Here is a 15676-nt window from a genome sequence, read left to right as displayed (position 1 = left end):
TCTATTCTACATAAGTTTATCACTTTTTCTAAATGAAGACAGTAGTATTTTTTTAGAGTATATAGATACAAAATACTTGATATAAGAAGCTTTTAATGCCGAAAAAATAATAAAAAAGACTTCAAAAATATAGGGTGGATGGGGTTTATTTACTTCATCTATCTTTTCGTAATGATTAGGTATGTGATCTGCTATATTTTAAAAAATAAAACCCTTCAACGCTTTCTAATTTAGAAGGCGTTGAAGGGTGTCTTTGTTAGGTGATTGAGTTATTTTCCAGTGTCACCTTATTTATTTACTTAACCATCTTGTTGAATGTTATCTTCTTCAAGTTCTTGACGACGTTGTTCATTTTCTGCACTACGTAGTTTAAAGGATTCTAATACTTCTTGTACTTTAGTATTCACTGAAGCATTTGTCTTAGAACGGTAAGGTTCTAATTTATTCATATAGTCATCCATTGAACCGCCGATTCCAAATGTAAAGCTTGGCTCTTTTGGATCCATCGCAGCTGTGAACAACTCAGTATTCGTAGAAGCTGAAGAAGGAATAGAGTAGTTGGTATCGTATGGTCCTTCAAAGTTTCCAGATTTTGTACCTGTTTCAGTAACAACAGTTTCTTCATGAATGCCTTCCGGTTCCTCAAGGACTTCGCCAGATCCCATCGTTTTTGGATAGTAATAATTTAATCGGTTTCCTAAAGTTGTCCAGTATTGTAATGAACGTTGAGCAGGTGTTCCGTAAACTGCATTTTCTGCTTGGCTATATAAATCGCGTGTTTGGGTGATGTTATCATAACCAATCCAAGAGGTAAGGGTGACATTAGGTGTTGAACCATTGGCCCATAAATCTCTAAATTGTTCTGAAGTACCAGTCTTTAAGAACCAGTCTAAATCACTGTCCATTTGCGCTTTATAAGAGGCCATAGCACCTGCACTTGTTGCATCCTTTAAGATGTCGGCGATAATGTAAGCGACGTCTTCATCGAATACTCGCTCTTTTGTAGTTTGATGCTGATACACCACGTTGCCATTAGCATCAGTTATTGTTTCAATTAGATAAGGCTCAACATATACACCACCGTTAGCAAATGTTGCAAAGGCAGCAGCATTTTCCAAGACAGTAGGTCCATATGTAGTACCCCCTAGTGATAATGCAATGTGATTGAATTCATCAGGTGTAATAGCGTCGCTCAATCCCATCTTATAAGCATAGGATTGAATATCTACACCTTGATTTAATAATTCATTATACAAGGCTAATGTTGGGTTATTCATCGAATTTGATAGGGCATAACGGGCAGTCACAAAATCATTTGAAATGGTAGTTCCAAAGTTTGTAGGTTCATACACAGTACCATTTGGCTCTACAATTCGTGTATAGGTATCTGCAAGCATGGTATTGGCACCTGCAATCTGCTCTTGTAGAGCTGGTCCGTAAGTTAAGATCGGTTTAAATGATGAACCTGGTGAACGCCGTGACCTAAAAGCATGGTCTACCTGACTAGTATCAAAGTCAATTCCGCCAACAAAACCAAGCACTTGACCTGTATCATTATCTAATAAAACTGTTCCATTTTGAACGGGTTCTTCTACTTCAATCGTTTCTCCAGTTTCTGAGTCTGTTGATTCTCCGTAATAAGTTGTACCAAAAGAAGCCGAAAACTCTTGTACAGTTGAATTCATTGTTTCATAAATATCAGGATCAACGGTTGCTTTAATTGTTAAACCACCATTACGCATTTGGCTTTCAGCTTCAGCATAATATTGGTTATATAACTGATCATTGGCATTAACATCCGACATCGTTAAACCATCAGCAGCGACTTTTTGTTCCATTAAAATGTCGATCGTTTCTAACTCAACAGCTTGGTATATATAAGAATTCCGTTCGTCTGGCACTTCTTCACTCGTACCAGCACTTAAGAAGTCTTGCGTAATATCATAGTTCATAGCCTCTTGGTATGCTTCTTCTGTAATATAGTTGGTTAATCGCATACGCTGCAAGACTTCATGTGAACGAGTAATACCATCCTCTAAATATTCACTCTCCTTCAGCTCACCAGATTGTAAGAAGGGTGTGTAGGTATATGGATTTTGTGGGATACCGACTAGGAAGGCTGCTTGAGCAAGTGTTACATCACTAGCTGAAACGCCAAATATACCTTGAGCAGCAGTTTCAACACCAGCTATATTTTCGCCTTTATTATTCCGACCATACGGAGACTCATTTAGGTAGCCCTGTAGAATTTGTTCTTTTGAATAGTGGTTTTCTAAACGCATAGATAATAGCATTTCTTTTGCTTTACGTTCAAAAGAAACTTCATTCGTTAATAACTTTTGCTTGATTAATTGCTGAGTTATAGTTGAACCACCAGAAGACTCTCCCACACCAAGGAAAGTTGAGACCCCAGCACGAATGATTGCTGAAGGCACAATACCATCATGCTCGAAGAAGTTCTCATCTTCAGTAGCCACTAAACCATTAATGATAAAGGGACTCACATTTTCAAGTTCAGTGTTTTCACGAACCAAATCAGCACGAATACTTGAAATCTCCGTATCATCACTATAGGTCATGGTGGAGATTTCGCCAGCATTTTCAACCGCATTGGCCAGTTCTTCTTCAGTAGGAATTGGCATATCTTCTACTAAACCAATGAAATAACCTGCGCCCAATCCGAATCCAAATGCTCCTGCAAGAAAGAGGATGAGTAATAAGATTAGGAAGATCTTTGTTAAAGATTTGAAAGCAATACTTACATAGAACATGACTTTTTCAAGTCTAGAAAGTTCGTTCCCGGTTTTCTTCTTTTCTTCATTGTTTTTTTTCACTATACACACACTTTTCTATAACGTTTTTTATTGTAAAAAATAGGTTAATTTCCTGTTAATTATATCAAAACAATTGTATACATGCTATTAGAATTAGTCATTGTAAAGTGAATGAGCCACCATAATTAAACTTAAAAATTATAAAATCTTAAAGATAGCTTAATTTTCTTCGTTTTAGTAAAATAAAGTTAACTTAAATAAAATGGAGGTAAAGCACATGTCTAAAGCAATGTTGATTATTAATCCAGCATCAGGTAAAGGAACAGGTGAAAGAATCCAAGCTGATTTAGAAATGGCTTTGACCGCATCTTTTGACGAAATTGAAACAAGATTTACTCAAGGTGAAAGCGACACCAAATACTGGTCTCGTGAAGCAAGTGAAAAAAACTATGAAGCTGTTGTTGTAGTTGGTGGAGATGGTACTGTTAATGAGGGAATTTCTGGTATAGCTGAGCTAGATACGCGTATTAAATTCGGATTTATACCTCTTGGAACAGCTAATGACTTAGGACGAGCTTTGGGTATCAGCTTAAATCCGAGGAAAGCAGCTAAAGATTTAACAAATTTTAAAACAAGAAAAATTGATATTGCAAGAATTAATAATCAATACTTTTGTAATGTAGCAGCAATTGGTGCTATTCCATCAGCAGTTATGGAAACATCAAGTGAAGAGAAATCAAAGTTTGGTTTTTTCGCTTATGTGCGCGATTCAATGCGAGCAGTCTTAAAGAACAGTCCATATACTTATAAACTGATCTTAGATGATGATAAAGAAGTTGAAATTTCTACAAAAGTTCTTGTCATCGCTTTAACTAATAGTGTGGGATCTTTTGAGAACATGGTTGCCAAAGCTTCGCCAGATGATGGCCTGTTACATATTATGGCTTTGAAAGATGAAAATTTATTAATGGAAATACCAGGATTGTTAAAAGAGCTGAATGGTGGTTACATATCGGAAGCAAATAATATGCTCACATATCACGTCAAAAAAGTGGTAATTAGTGTAATGAATGAGAACGCAATGGATGTGAAGGTGAATATTGATGGAGAAACTGGACCGATTTTGCCAGTTGAAATTGAAATCTTACCATCACATATTGAAGTTATGGTACCGAGTGAAGCGACGGAATAGGCTTTATTGCTATGATGTCAATACTTTGCTATAATAATTTAGTGGAATACTACGTGAAAGAAGGTATATATCTTGGCAGGACATAATAAATGGAGCAAGATTAAAAATAAAAAAGGTGCAACTGATGCTAAGCGTGCGAAAGTCTTTCAAAAACTTTCTCGTGAAATCTATGTAGCAACAAAAGCAGGTGGACCAGATCCAGAATCAAATCCATCTTTACGTTTGGTTATGGATAAAGCAAAAGCTGCAAACATGCCTAATGACAATGTCAATCGTGCAATTGAAAAGGGATCTAGCAATAATGCAGGTGAAGACTACGACGAAGTAACTTACGAAGGTTATGGACCAGGCGGTATTGCTATCTTAGTAGAAACGCTAACTGATAATACAAACCGTACACTAACAAGTGTTCGTACTATTTTTAATAAAAACGGTGGTTCATTAGGTGAATCTGGTTCAGTAGCTTATATGTTTGACCGTCAAGGTTATATCGTCATTGAACGTGAAGGATTAGACCTTGATGAAGACGAAATGCTTATGAATGTGATTGAAGCTGGTGGAGAAGATATGACCACTTCAGATGAGGTATTTGAGATTTATACAGAAGCCTCTGACTTTACATCTGTTCGTGATGCTTTAGAAGAACAAGGATTTAAATTAGCACAAGCCGAACTGACAATGGTAGCTAAAACAATGTTAGATTTACCTGAAGATAAAGCAAGTCAACTTGAAAACCTAATCGATCTATTAGAAGACGATGACGATGTACAAAATGTACACTATAATACAGAGCTCAGTGAATAACTGAAAGATATGATTAAAGGTATTGGTGAGATATTCTTAGGAGCTTCTTGCCAATGCCTTTTTGCATACAAAAAGACGACCTATGTGAATAAGCTGGTAGCTTATCTACATAGGTCGCTTTTGTTATTTACTATTTATGATACGTTTAACTACTTTTAGACGTGTAAATTCTTCACGTTCTTTTTCTTCAAGAGCTGAAGAAATTGATTTTTGTGCATCTTCCAATTGTGGAATAGTAACATTTTGAAGGGCATTTACCCGTTTTTGCGTTTTTTGCATATTATTTGCTAAACGATATGCCGCATTCTCAACTTCGGCGATTTGAATCAGTAATTCTTTTACTCTATGAAAAGCAATTCTAGCTTCATCAATCGCAACAGTATTGTCATAGAATGAGTAAGCGGGTTTCATAGGTCGAGGTTGATAGTTAATTTCTGGTACCTCTGAACCCATGACACTACGTACTTTTAATTGGATATCGTCTTCAACATCTACGTTAGTTGATGCATCATTTACACTTAAAATACCATTTTCATATGCAGCAATTGACAATTTATGATATGCCAATTCATAAGCTTTTTTTAAGTCATCCTGTAAACCAGAAGCCTTATTCAGCAATTCAATTAACTCATTCATTAAGATAATTCGTTTGCGGTCCATCAATAGGTAACCGCTACGTGAAAGATCTAATGTCTTTTGAATTTGCATTAGGTTCCCCTTGGTAGGGGTGTTGTTAATATCCATTAATTTTCACCACCTTAAACTAGGGGCTTTTCAGTTGTCTGTTGGTTTAATACCTCATCAGCAGTATCTTTGTAGTATTTATCAAGGATTTCAGTATCCATACGAGTCAATTCTTCACGTGGGAAAATACCCAATAATTTCCAACCTAAATCTAATGTTTCTTGAATTGTTCTAGTTTCATCTTGACCTTGACCAACAAAATGTTGTTCAAATAATTCACCAAATTTTAGGTAAAGTTTATCAACATCTGATAATTCTTCCTCACCGATAACAGAAGCTAAAGACTTAGCTTCATTAGCACCAGAATAAGAAGCGAATAATTGGTTAGCAACGTCAGAATGGTCTTCACGAGTATAACCTTCACCAATACCGTCTTTCATCAAACGAGAAAGTGATGGTAAAATTCCAACTGGTGGATAAACGTTTTTACCCTCAATTACACGGTCAAGTACTATTTGGCCTTCAGTTATATATCCTGTAAGGTCAGGGATAGGGTGAGTAATATCATCATTAGGCATGGTTAGAATTGGAATTTGAGTTACAGAGCCCGGTTTACCTTTAACAATACCAGCCCGTTCATAAATTGTTGCTAACTCAGAATAAAGATAACCTGGGTAACCTTTACGAGAAGGGATCTCTTGTTTAGCAGAGGATACTTCACGTAAGGCTTCAGCAAATGAAGTCATATCGGTTAGAATAACCAACACATGTTTACCTAAATCATAAGCTAAGTATTCAGCGGTTGTTAGCGCAACACGAGGGGTGATTAATCGCTCCATAACAGGATCATCAGCTGAGTTTACAAACATCGTTACATGGTCCATTGCACCAGACTCTTCGAATGAACGACGGAAATAATCCGCAATATCATGTTTTACACCCATCGCAGCAAATACAACAGCAAATTCTTCATCAGAATTTTCGCCCAATTTCGCCTGTTTAACAATTTGAGCAGCTACCTGATTATGACTCATACCATCACCAGAGAAAATAGGTAATTTCTGACCACGAATTAACGTCATTAATCCATCGATTGCTGAGAACCCAGTTTCAATATAATCACGTGGGTATACACGAGATACAGGGTTCAGTGGTGCACCATTCACATCACGTTTAATGTCAGAATGTATTGGGCCTAAATTATCAATTGGTCGACCGATACCATCAAACACACGACCTTGAATTTCAGGCGCAAGTTCGATTTCTAAACCGTGACCAGTAAATTGAGTGTGTGTATTGTCTAGAGACATAGAAGTAGTAGAATCAAATACTTGAATGATGGCTTTTTCACCTTCCATTGTAATAATTTGACCTAATTTTTCTTCATTACCGTTTACGCGAAAGCGTACGATATCGTTATATGCAGCGCCTCTAACACCGTCTACAACTACTAGAGGGCCATTAATGGAATTTAGTCCTAGATATTCTATTGCCATTATTATTCCCCCTTAACCATTCTCTTGCATAGCATTTTCATAGAATGTATCAATATCCTCAAAGTAGTGATCGAAATCAGCTAAGTTATCATTTGAGGTCGTATACTTCATATTGATGACATCAGTGAAAATATTTGATTTATTCAGATATGACATAGGCATTCCCCATTGAATCAATGACTTCGCGCGGTGATGTAAGTAAAGAATTACTGCCATCATCTTTTCTTGTTTAGCCATTGGTACCGCTGAGTCAACTTTATGGAAGGTATTTTGTTGTAAGAAACCTTCACGGAAGACACGAGCAGTTTGTAAGACTAATTTTTGGTGGTCAGGTAAGACATCAGAACCAATTAATTTTACAACTTCCATTAATTGATCTTCTTCATGTAAAAGAGCCATCATTTCAGCCCGGTTAGCTAAGAATTTTTCAGAAACGTTCGCATTATACCAAGCACCTAAATCGTCCACATATTGACTATAGGAGTTCATCCAGTTAATAGCAGGATAATGGCGTTTATGCGCAAGTTCTGAATCTAATCCCCAGAAACAACGAACAAAGCGTTTAGTGTTTTGTGTAACTGGTTCAGAGAAGTCTCCTCCTTGAGGTGAAACAGCACCGATGATCGATACTGAACCCTCAGATTGGTTTAAGTTACGCATGTAACCAGCCCGTTCATAGAAAGTTGCTATACGACTAGCCAGGTAAGCAGGGAAACCTTCTTCAGCAGGCATTTCTTCAAGTCGGCCAGATAATTCACGTAAAGCTTCCGCCCAACGGGAAGTTGAATCGGCCATAATTGCTACGTCATAACCCATATCACGGTAGTATTCAGCGATAGTCAACCCAGTATAAATTGAGGCTTCACGAGCTGCCACCGGCATATTAGAGGTATTGGCGATAAGAACTGTACGTTCCATTAGTGGTGCATTTGAACGTGGGTCAATCAATTTTGAGAAGTCTTCAAGTACTTCTGTCATTTCATTACCGCGTTCTCCACAACCGATATAAACAATTACATCCGCATCTGCATATTTCGCAATCTGATGTTGCATAGTAGTTTTACCAGTACCGAAACCACCTGGAATAGCAGCCGTACCGCCTTTTGCAATAGGGAAGACAGAATCAATAATCCGTTGTCCAGTAATTAGTGGTGTTGTGGATTCAAAACGCGAAGCAACAGGACGTGCTTGGCGAATTGGCCATTCTTGGTAAGCCTTGATTTCATCGATATCACCATTAAAACGACGCACTTTAACCAAGATATCTTCTATAGTATAGTCACCCTCAACTACAACATCTACTACTTCACCAACGATTGTTGGTGGTACTAATACCTTGTGCGTAACCGCATTAGATTCAGGAATTTCTGCGACAATAGCACCACCAGAAACTTGATCACCGACTTTCACAACAGGTTTCACATGCCATAAAGTAGATTTGTCTAATGAGTCTACTTGTACACCACGTTTAATCATATAGCCAGATTGTTTTTCAATCTCAACTAATGGGCGCTCAATACCATCATAAATATTATTGATTAAGCCAGGGCCTAATTGTACTTTAATAGGCATTGTTGTACCGTAAACGTGTTCTCCAGGACGGATACCAGCGGTTTCTTCATACACTTGGATCGTGGTTTCTTTTTCATTGATTGAAATCACTTCACCAACTAATTTATCCTCACCAACATGTACCATTTCTTGCATAGATAAGTCGGTTGGACCAGCAATTTTAACGATTGGACCCGAAACTGAATAAATAATATTTTCGCTTGCCATTCTAGTCATCAACCTCCTTGATTGTAAATTCATTTTCAGCATTCGCTAACAGGGTAGAGAAAGAATAATCAACTAAAACTTGACGGTCTTTTAGCACTCCACGAACGCCGCCTAAAAACTCACGGTCTGAAATTTTAACATTTGCATTTGTTTCATCTAAAAGAGAAGCTTGCAAAGCTTGGTCAGAGTGATTGATATAAACAACCAATTCTTCACGACTCTTATCAGCATATTTTTTTAAGTTATTAATCATCACAACTAATTGATTGCGATATTCATCTGTTTGCATATATTTTTGAACCGCTTCGTTAAATTCAGCGAATAAAGATTTTTTTAACTTTTCTTCTTGTAAGTACAAGTCATGTTGTAAGTGAATATGACTTTGAGAAATATTCTTATTTAACTCTTTTCGCATATCTTTTTTTGCATTTACAAACTTTGCATCAAACTCTTGATTGGTATTTTTTACAAACTCATCATAGTCTTTTTGCAAAGTTGCTTGGTATTGATTAACTTGTTCATCAATAATACTTTGTGCTTGTTGGTTTACTTGCGTTTCAAAATAAGCAAATTTATCTTCTAAATCCATTGCTTAAAACTCCCATTCTATAATTGAATACCAATTGCATGTTGAATCGTTTCTGCAATGGTATTGGTCGCATTTTGATATTCATTTGCACCTAAGACTGAAGTGATAAGTGGTGTCGCTTGGTTAAAGCGAACATCATTAACAAGGTCTTGATTGCTTTCAATTAGGGAAGGTGAAATATAAAGAATGCCAATGTCTTTATTTGCTATTGCTTTTTTAAAGGCAGGTTCAAATTCCGCAGGCTTTACAATTTCACCTTCAATGCCTACTAACCGCAATCCAGTCAAAGTGTCTAAATTATCACAGATTACGTAAGCTTTCATTATAGTTGACCTAAAATCATGAATGAGATGATCAAACCATAAAGGGCAACCCCTTCAGCAAGACCAACGAAGATTAATGAACGACCGAAGATTGAACCATCTTCTGAAATAGCACCTAGAGCAGCTGATGCAGCAGAAGCAACGGCAATACCACCACCGACACAAGATAAACCGGTAGATAAAGCAGCGGCAATGTAGCCAAGACCAGTTGCTAAGCCAGCAGCTTCACCAGCTGTTTCTGCAGCAGCACCAGTGGATGCCAGTGCAACTTCAGGGTTATAAGCTAATACGATGGCAATTAAGATTCCAGCAACAACGAATACGATATTAGTTGTTAATGATTTCTTGTAGCGTTTTTTTGTCTTTTTGCCTGTATAGAAATAACCAAACGGTAAAACGAACCCTAAAACGAAAGTAGCAATCATAGTTAGTTTAATTAATAATTCTGTTGTCATTTTTATTTTCTCCTTTAATCTTTAATCCAAATATTTTTAAATTCAATACCATCGCCACGATAGAAGTGACTGAAAATTTCATAAAATTCAAGACGTAAAACTTGAATAGCCACAACTAACCCTTCAAAACCAGTTACAAATAAATTACCTAAAATGACTACTAACCAGTTGATATTACCGCTATTCTCAGCGCCAGCAAACATCAATACCACACTCATCATAGCGCCATGGGAAATCGCAAAAGCACCCACACGAACGAATGAAATTGAATTTGAGAAGTAAGTTAGTAGGGTTTCAAAAGTTTCAAAGAAGATAGTTAAAGCTTTAATTACGATATTATCGCCATTAGCTTCTTTGTGATTTTCTAATTTATGAATAATTTCTTCTTTAAAGGCAATTGTAATTAAGGTTAATGCTAGGATAGCGATTAAAATACCAATTGCTGGAATTGTATGTCCAGACATATATAGTATCAGCATGGCTACTAAAACAAAGTAGAAAAGAAAACCGGCAATACCATTCTTATCAAGAATAGCTTCCCATTTTTCTCCAGCATTAAATCGTTGTACGATATTCATCATCATTGTTGCTAAAATCATAAACATACCAAAGGCAACAGCTACGATAAATACTGTATTTAAGCTTCCAAAGAACGGAATATCAGTCATATGAGTCATTGGATGTAACCACAAAGCAGGAATCACATCTTCAAATCCAAAAATAGACCCGTATAGAAAACCAAAGATGGTTGAGCTCAAACCAATTGGCGCTAGCATACCGATTGGACGTAATTTCTTGTTAAAGAATCCGATTAGTCCCACTAAAAATAGCATTAAACCTTGTCCCACATCTCCAAACATGGCACCAAAGAGAAGGGAGTAAGAAATACCTACAATCGCCGTTGGGTCAAGTTCGCGATAGTTTGGAACACCATACATCTTGGTCAATAACTCAAATGGACGGATTAAGAAATTATTCTTCATTTTGGTTGGAGGATTTAAATGACTATTATCATCTTCATCTTCTATATACATCGTTACGTTTGGATCATTCTTTACTTCATCGCTGAATTTTTGTGCGTCAGATTGTGCCATCCAACCAATTAATAAGTAACGTGTTTCTTTCTGTGCAAATTCTTCACGCGTAATCGCTGCAAATTTTCGAACACCAAAAGCCTGTGATAAGTCCATTAATCGACTCTTAGCCGCTAATAAGTCTGGGGCAACTGGTGTAACCAAAGCACGCATTTTTCGTTTTAATTGAATTAATTGGCTCTCAGTTTCTTCTACTAGATTCTGATATTTGTGTGTAATTTCACGGAAACTACCACTTTCTTCAGGTAAGTAAATTCGTTCCCAAGCTAATGAGAAAAGAAGGGCATCCACACGTTGTCGTGCTTCATCTGGTGTGAAGTATACACCGTAAACATATTTTTCAGTTTCTTCACTTTCAACGAAGATAGCAGGTACCATTGTTTCGACATATTTTTTAAATTTACGGTAGTTTTCACGAGTGAAGCGACCAAAACGGAATTTAATATGATTCATTTCGTAAATTTTATCAAGGGTGAAATCAATCGATTGGAAAGGTCTAAACATTAATAATTTTTCGTTTGCTTCATCATGTTCGGCTTGAACCTTCGCAATTGCTTCGCGTTCTTTTTGTAGGCTGGCTTCTACCTCGTTCACTAAAGATTGTGCTTCCGTAAAAGACATTGGTTTGTCTATGTGGATGTTTTTACCATGTTCGACGTTTGTGTAATCTAATAAGTTATCAATTCGTTCTTCCCAAGGTTCGTAAGGGTTTGGACTTGTATAGGGACGAAGTGTTCGAATCTCTGACAACTCCTTCAATGCATTTTCTAAATGGATAGGATAGTGGGTCAAATAACGATCCGCCATCCGGTCAATATCGTCACGAGGACCTGTAATATTGACTAAGCGCATTTCGGTTATCATTGATTTAAACTCCTTTCTATGGGTGAAATATTTTTATATGAAATTCGTTCAGTTAATTCTTCTAACATTAGTAATGAGCGACGGCTATCTTCTAAATAATGAATAATTGCATACATAGATTTCGGCGCTCTTGTTGCTAGATGCCGTTGTAAAGAACTTAAAAACGCTATTTCATATTTTTGAAGGGATTCATCAGTTGATAAATGTTCAAAAATATCACCATAGCCTAGCTCAGCAACTGTGATTTCGAAATTACGAATATCAGGTGCCTCTAGCAATCGATCAATATACTCATCGTTTAAGCGATAATGAGCATCCACTAGAGCAGAAGTCACTTCGTTATTACTTAATTGATAGAGGAATTTCAAACGATAAATTGTAAAGATATTTAAAATATCAAAACGAGCACCAAACAATTTCTTAAAACCGTTTAGCGATTCTCCTGTTAGATATTTTTTGCCGCCATGCCAAATTTGTTGGATAACGAATTGGTCAAAGGCGATTTCAAATTCATAGCGTTGATAGTCATTTTGACTAAATAAATTGCTATAATTTTGGAAAAAAGGTCCATAAATGGTGTCAGCAAGTGCATCTACAACGGTCTTCACATCGGTTGCCATGATGAGTTCTGTAGTTTTGAACTTACGATTATCATCAAGATAGTGAGTAACAGGACTCATGATGACTGTTGTTTCACCACGATTAACTACCGATCTTAGGGTATGTTTGATAAACCAAGCTTCAAAAAACATTGCATATCGTTTAAGGAAAGCGCGTTGTTGTAATGAGGCAAATCGATATATCTTTAAAAACTCAAAGAAATTGCCGTAATTAAGCATCAACTCAATATCTTCACGCGAAGAGACATCAGTGTTTAATACTTCTGCTGCTTTTTTGTAAGAAGGATTTTCAGTGATCAATGTGTACAATTCATTTAATGTACGAACATCCCCTTGGGCTTCTATTTTTTCACTAGTCAGTAAATGCTTCCGCATACCATGAATTTTTGTATCTATAGCAGTATAGTTATCCAATTTCATCGACTCCAAGCTTTGTTACTTTTTCCATGAACTTGTCTACATAAAGACCGCGTTCATTGTCAAGAATTTCTTGAATGCGTTGCATTTTACGGGAAAATTCGGCAGAAAGATTATGAGAAGTTTCATAGTCTTCAGAACTAAACGATTCTTTGGTTGTTTCGATTTTTTTTGCATAAGCCTCATTAGATGCTTGTAAAAAAACGCGTTTTTTATCATCAAAAGATTTTTTAATTTTCATTTTCTGATTTTGAACCGTATTCTCCGCATCTTTAGCCGTATTTTCAATTTGATATAAACGATTTACGATGTCATCCATTGCAGTTCCCTCCCTTTTTTTTGTGCCATTTTTATGGCCTAACTTAAAGTATATCATTTCAAAAAAAATTCAAAATTAAAACGGTAGCTTATCATGCAAAAGTGGGCAAAAAAATGAGATGCGCTTTTTTTTGCATATTATTTTCATTTTATTAGTGCATTTGCAAATATTTTTCGTATAAATTATATGATCTTAAAATACTTGGAGGTGGTAGGTTGAAAGAAATTATTGATGAAATTATTAGTATGGCATTATTAAAAAGGTCTGATGATATTCATATACTGCCAGAAGGAGAGGAATACCACGTTTTTCTTAGAGACGGACACCAATTAATTTTGCAGAATACCTTTGACTTTGAAAAAGGTAGTCAGTTGATTCGGTTATTGAAATATATGGCGAATATGGATGTGGGTGAAAAACGAATGCCACAAGATGGGGCAATGGTTTATGACTTGGTAGATGAAAAAATTGAATTACGTCTATCCTCAATATCTAATTATCTTATGCACGAATCTTTAGTTATTCGTGTTTTCCATGATAAGTTAACCTATGAATTTGAATCTAATCATTTAAATCAAGAAGCTTATGACATTATGAATAAATACATGAAGCGTAAGAGTGGGTTAATTATTTTCTCTGGACCAGTATCTTCAGGAAAAACCACAACCATCTATCAGTTACTTAGAAATGCTTATCAATCAAGGGCTAGTCAAATCATAACGATAGAAGAGCCAATAGAAATTAAAGAACCAACTTTTCTGCAGACGGAAGTTAATGAAAAGGCGGATATCACCTATGATCGACTGTTAACCGCTAGTTTGCGTCACCATCCTGATATTATTCTAATTGGTGAAATTCGTAGCGAGGAAACAGCTAGAATGGTCATAAGAGCGTCATTAACTGGTCATCTAGTATTAGCCACTGTTCATGCAAAGAATACTTTTGGTGTGATTGGTAGATTAAAGGAATTGGGCATTACTAATGAACAATTAGTACAAACACTCCTTTTGGTTGTTGCCCAACGGCTGCTACCTAAAACATCTAATTCCGTAAGTAATTTGACAGAAAAGATCGCTTTATTTGAGCTACTTCATAGTGAGGAATTGAGTAATTTTATTTTAAATCATATTTATCCAAATAATTTTCAATCGCTCAATTTATTGTTAAAGGAGGCCTATACCAATGGCTATATTACGAAAAACACTATGGAAGAGTATCGATTGGAAACAGTTAGCGAATACTGAAATCACATCGACTTGGAACCCTCAATTACAGGCAAATGTTCTCTTATATATTGCTGAAATGCTCCAAGAAGGTTTTCCAATGTTAGAAATTTTTGACTTTTTAATGATCATTTATCCTAAACAAGCAATATCATTTAGGAAAATGAGCACAGGATTTTCAGCTGGTCAATATTTCTACCAAGTTGTTCATATCATGAAAATCCATGGAAATGTAGCTTATCAAATCCAGGTTGCAGAAGCATATGGTCAATTTGGGTTAGGGCTAGAAGTAATTGCAAAGTACATTCAAGAGCGTGACCTACAGATGAAAAAACTAAAAGGTGTATTGATTTATCCGTTAGTGTTAATTGCTTTGATGATTGGGATGTTATTTGGTCTACGTATATTCCTTTTGCCTCAACTAGAGACGATGTTAGTGGGTGAAAGTAACAGTTTATTGACAGGGTTATTAATTTTCTTGCAAGAGCTGCCTTTAATCGTCATAGGGTTCACTATAGCAATATTCACTATCCTTACGCTTTATTATTTTTGGAAGAAGCGGACTAACCCATTAGATAGAGCAAAGCTATATGTGAAATTACCAGTTGTAGGCAAAATTTGTAGAATTTACTACACACAATTTTTTGCTTACGAATTTAGCCAACTCTTTAAGATAGGCTATTCAGTAAGACAAATTACTGAATCTTTAATGAATCAAAATGAGGTGGCTTTTTTACAGGCATTTGGTGAATATTTAGATAAAAAATATTACCAAGGTGTATCATTTGCAGATAGTTTAAGAGCAGTAAATGTGTTTACCCATGAATTTCCAGCGATAGTTATCCAAGGTGAGTTGTTGAATCAATTAGCAATTAAGACAAGGCTGTATAGTGAAAGGACGCTAAGGCTCTTATATGAAACGATTGATAAACGAATCAAAATGATTCAGACCTTTCTATTTCTTAGTGTCGCCATTTGTGTGGTGATGGTTTATTTAATTTTAATGTTACCTATGCTGACAATGTTAGGAACACTATAAGGAG

Annotated in this window: 14 protein-coding genes; 4 read left to right on the top strand and 10 right to left on the bottom strand. The window is 36.1% G+C overall.

What is annotated here, in order from left to right; all coding sequences use genetic code 11:
• Positions 1 to 299: 299 nt before the first annotated feature.
• Positions 300 to 2834 (bottom strand): transglycosylase domain-containing protein, encoded by a 2535-nt coding sequence (locus CJ191_RS03445; RefSeq protein ID WP_070468877.1) that lies wholly within the window; start codon positions 2832 to 2834, stop codon positions 300 to 302.
• Between the two features lie 217 nt (positions 2835 to 3051).
• On the opposite strand from CJ191_RS03445, the gene CJ191_RS03440 reads away from it, so the two are divergent.
• Both CJ191_RS03440 and CJ191_RS03435 read left to right on the top strand, forming a co-directional pair.
• Positions 3052 to 3966 carry a diacylglycerol/lipid kinase family protein gene (locus CJ191_RS03440; protein ID WP_070468879.1) on the top strand — a complete coding sequence of 305 codons (915 nt, stop codon included), beginning with the start codon at positions 3052 to 3054 and terminating at the stop codon, positions 3964 to 3966.
• A gap of 72 nt (positions 3967 to 4038) precedes the next feature.
• Positions 4039 to 4770, top strand: coding sequence for a YebC/PmpR family DNA-binding transcriptional regulator (locus CJ191_RS03435; RefSeq protein ID WP_070468881.1), 732 nt, complete (start codon positions 4039 to 4041; stop codon positions 4768 to 4770).
• Between the two features lie 123 nt (positions 4771 to 4893).
• Here CJ191_RS03435 and CJ191_RS03430 read toward each other — a convergent pair whose 3' ends face one another.
• From CJ191_RS03430 to CJ191_RS03390, 9 genes are read right to left on the bottom strand one after another with little or no spacing between them, the layout of a single operon-like run.
• Positions 4894 to 5514 (bottom strand): V-type ATP synthase subunit D, encoded by a 621-nt coding sequence (locus CJ191_RS03430; RefSeq protein WP_070468883.1) that lies wholly within the window; start codon positions 5512 to 5514, stop codon positions 4894 to 4896.
• Between the two features lie 14 nt (positions 5515 to 5528).
• Positions 5529 to 6950, bottom strand: a complete 1422-nt coding sequence (locus CJ191_RS03425) for a V-type ATP synthase subunit B (RefSeq protein ID WP_070468886.1) — start codon at positions 6948 to 6950, stop codon at positions 5529 to 5531.
• Between the two features lie 12 nt (positions 6951 to 6962).
• A complete protein-coding gene (locus CJ191_RS03420) occupies positions 6963 to 8729 on the bottom strand; it encodes a V-type ATP synthase subunit A (RefSeq protein WP_070468888.1) in 1767 nt (588 codons plus the stop codon).
• A 1-nt stretch (position 8730) separates the two neighbouring features.
• Positions 8731 to 9318, bottom strand: coding sequence for a V-type ATP synthase subunit E (locus CJ191_RS03415; RefSeq protein ID WP_102198986.1), 588 nt, complete (start codon positions 9316 to 9318; stop codon positions 8731 to 8733).
• Positions 9319 to 9335: 17 nt separating this feature from the next.
• A complete protein-coding gene (locus tag CJ191_RS03410) occupies positions 9336 to 9641 on the bottom strand; it encodes a V-type ATP synthase subunit F (RefSeq protein WP_070468892.1) in 306 nt (101 codons plus the stop codon).
• Positions 9641 to 10096: an ATP synthase subunit C gene (locus CJ191_RS03405; protein WP_070468894.1), complete on the bottom strand. Its 456-nt coding sequence runs from the start codon at positions 10094 to 10096 to the stop codon at positions 9641 to 9643. The genes CJ191_RS03410 and CJ191_RS03405 overlap by 1 nt, the downstream gene beginning before the upstream one ends.
• 14 nt (positions 10097 to 10110) lie before the next feature.
• Positions 10111 to 12054: a V-type ATP synthase subunit I gene (locus CJ191_RS03400; RefSeq protein WP_070468896.1), complete on the bottom strand. Its 1944-nt coding sequence runs from the start codon at positions 12052 to 12054 to the stop codon at positions 10111 to 10113.
• Complete coding sequence (locus CJ191_RS03395) at positions 12051 to 13094, bottom strand: V0D/AC39 family V-type ATPase subunit (protein ID WP_070468899.1); 1044 nt, start codon at positions 13092 to 13094, stop codon at positions 12051 to 12053. Before CJ191_RS03395 ends, CJ191_RS03400 begins: the two co-directional genes overlap by 4 nt.
• Positions 13081 to 13410, bottom strand: a complete 330-nt coding sequence (locus tag CJ191_RS03390) for a hypothetical protein (RefSeq protein WP_102198985.1) — start codon at positions 13408 to 13410, stop codon at positions 13081 to 13083. Before CJ191_RS03390 ends, CJ191_RS03395 begins: the two co-directional genes overlap by 14 nt.
• Before the next feature lie 215 nt (positions 13411 to 13625).
• Here CJ191_RS03390 and comGA point away from each other — a divergent pair, with 215 nt between their 5' ends.
• Both comGA and comGB read left to right on the top strand, forming a co-directional pair.
• Positions 13626 to 14654 (top strand): competence type IV pilus ATPase ComGA, encoded by a 1029-nt coding sequence (gene comGA / locus CJ191_RS03385; protein WP_070468903.1) that lies wholly within the window; start codon positions 13626 to 13628, stop codon positions 14652 to 14654.
• The gene (gene comGB / locus CJ191_RS03380) at positions 14593 to 15672 is read left to right on the top strand and encodes a competence type IV pilus assembly protein ComGB (protein WP_070468905.1); all 1080 of its coding nucleotides are present in this window, start codon (positions 14593 to 14595) and stop codon (positions 15670 to 15672) included. The genes comGA and comGB overlap by 62 nt, the downstream gene beginning before the upstream one ends.
• The last annotated feature ends 4 nt before the right edge of the window (positions 15673 to 15676 follow it).

It is taken from the genome of Aerococcus viridans (assembly GCF_002871935.1).
Taxonomy (GTDB): domain Bacteria; phylum Bacillota; class Bacilli; order Lactobacillales; family Aerococcaceae; genus Aerococcus; species Aerococcus viridans_B.
The sequence above is the reverse complement of the archived record's forward strand: the minus strand, read 5'-3'. Positions and strand labels throughout refer to the sequence as shown.

Coding starts and splice junctions, on each gene's coding strand:
- CJ191_RS03440 (WP_070468879.1), top strand. CDS start 3,052: ATGTCTAAAGCAATGTTGATTATTAATCCAGCATCAGGTAAAGGAACA.
- CJ191_RS03430 (WP_070468883.1), bottom strand. CDS start 5,514: ATGGATATTAACAACACCCCTACCAAGGGGAACCTAATGCAAATTCAA.
- CJ191_RS03425 (WP_070468886.1), bottom strand. CDS start 6,950: ATGGCAATAGAATATCTAGGACTAAATTCCATTAATGGCCCTCTAGTA.
- CJ191_RS03420 (WP_070468888.1), bottom strand. CDS start 8,729: ATGGCAAGCGAAAATATTATTTATTCAGTTTCGGGTCCAATCGTTAAA.
- CJ191_RS03415 (WP_102198986.1), bottom strand. CDS start 9,318: ATGGATTTAGAAGATAAATTTGCTTATTTTGAAACGCAAGTAAACCAA.
- CJ191_RS03410 (WP_070468892.1), bottom strand. CDS start 9,641: ATGAAAGCTTACGTAATCTGTGATAATTTAGACACTTTGACTGGATTG.
- CJ191_RS03405 (WP_070468894.1), bottom strand. CDS start 10,096: ATGACAACAGAATTATTAATTAAACTAACTATGATTGCTACTTTCGTT.
- CJ191_RS03400 (WP_070468896.1), bottom strand. CDS start 12,054: ATGATAACCGAAATGCGCTTAGTCAATATTACAGGTCCTCGTGACGAT.
- CJ191_RS03395 (WP_070468899.1), bottom strand. CDS start 13,094: ATGAAATTGGATAACTATACTGCTATAGATACAAAAATTCATGGTATG.
- CJ191_RS03390 (WP_102198985.1), bottom strand. CDS start 13,410: ATGGATGACATCGTAAATCGTTTATATCAAATTGAAAATACGGCTAAA.
- comGB (WP_070468905.1), top strand. CDS start 14,593: ATGGCTATATTACGAAAAACACTATGGAAGAGTATCGATTGGAAACAG.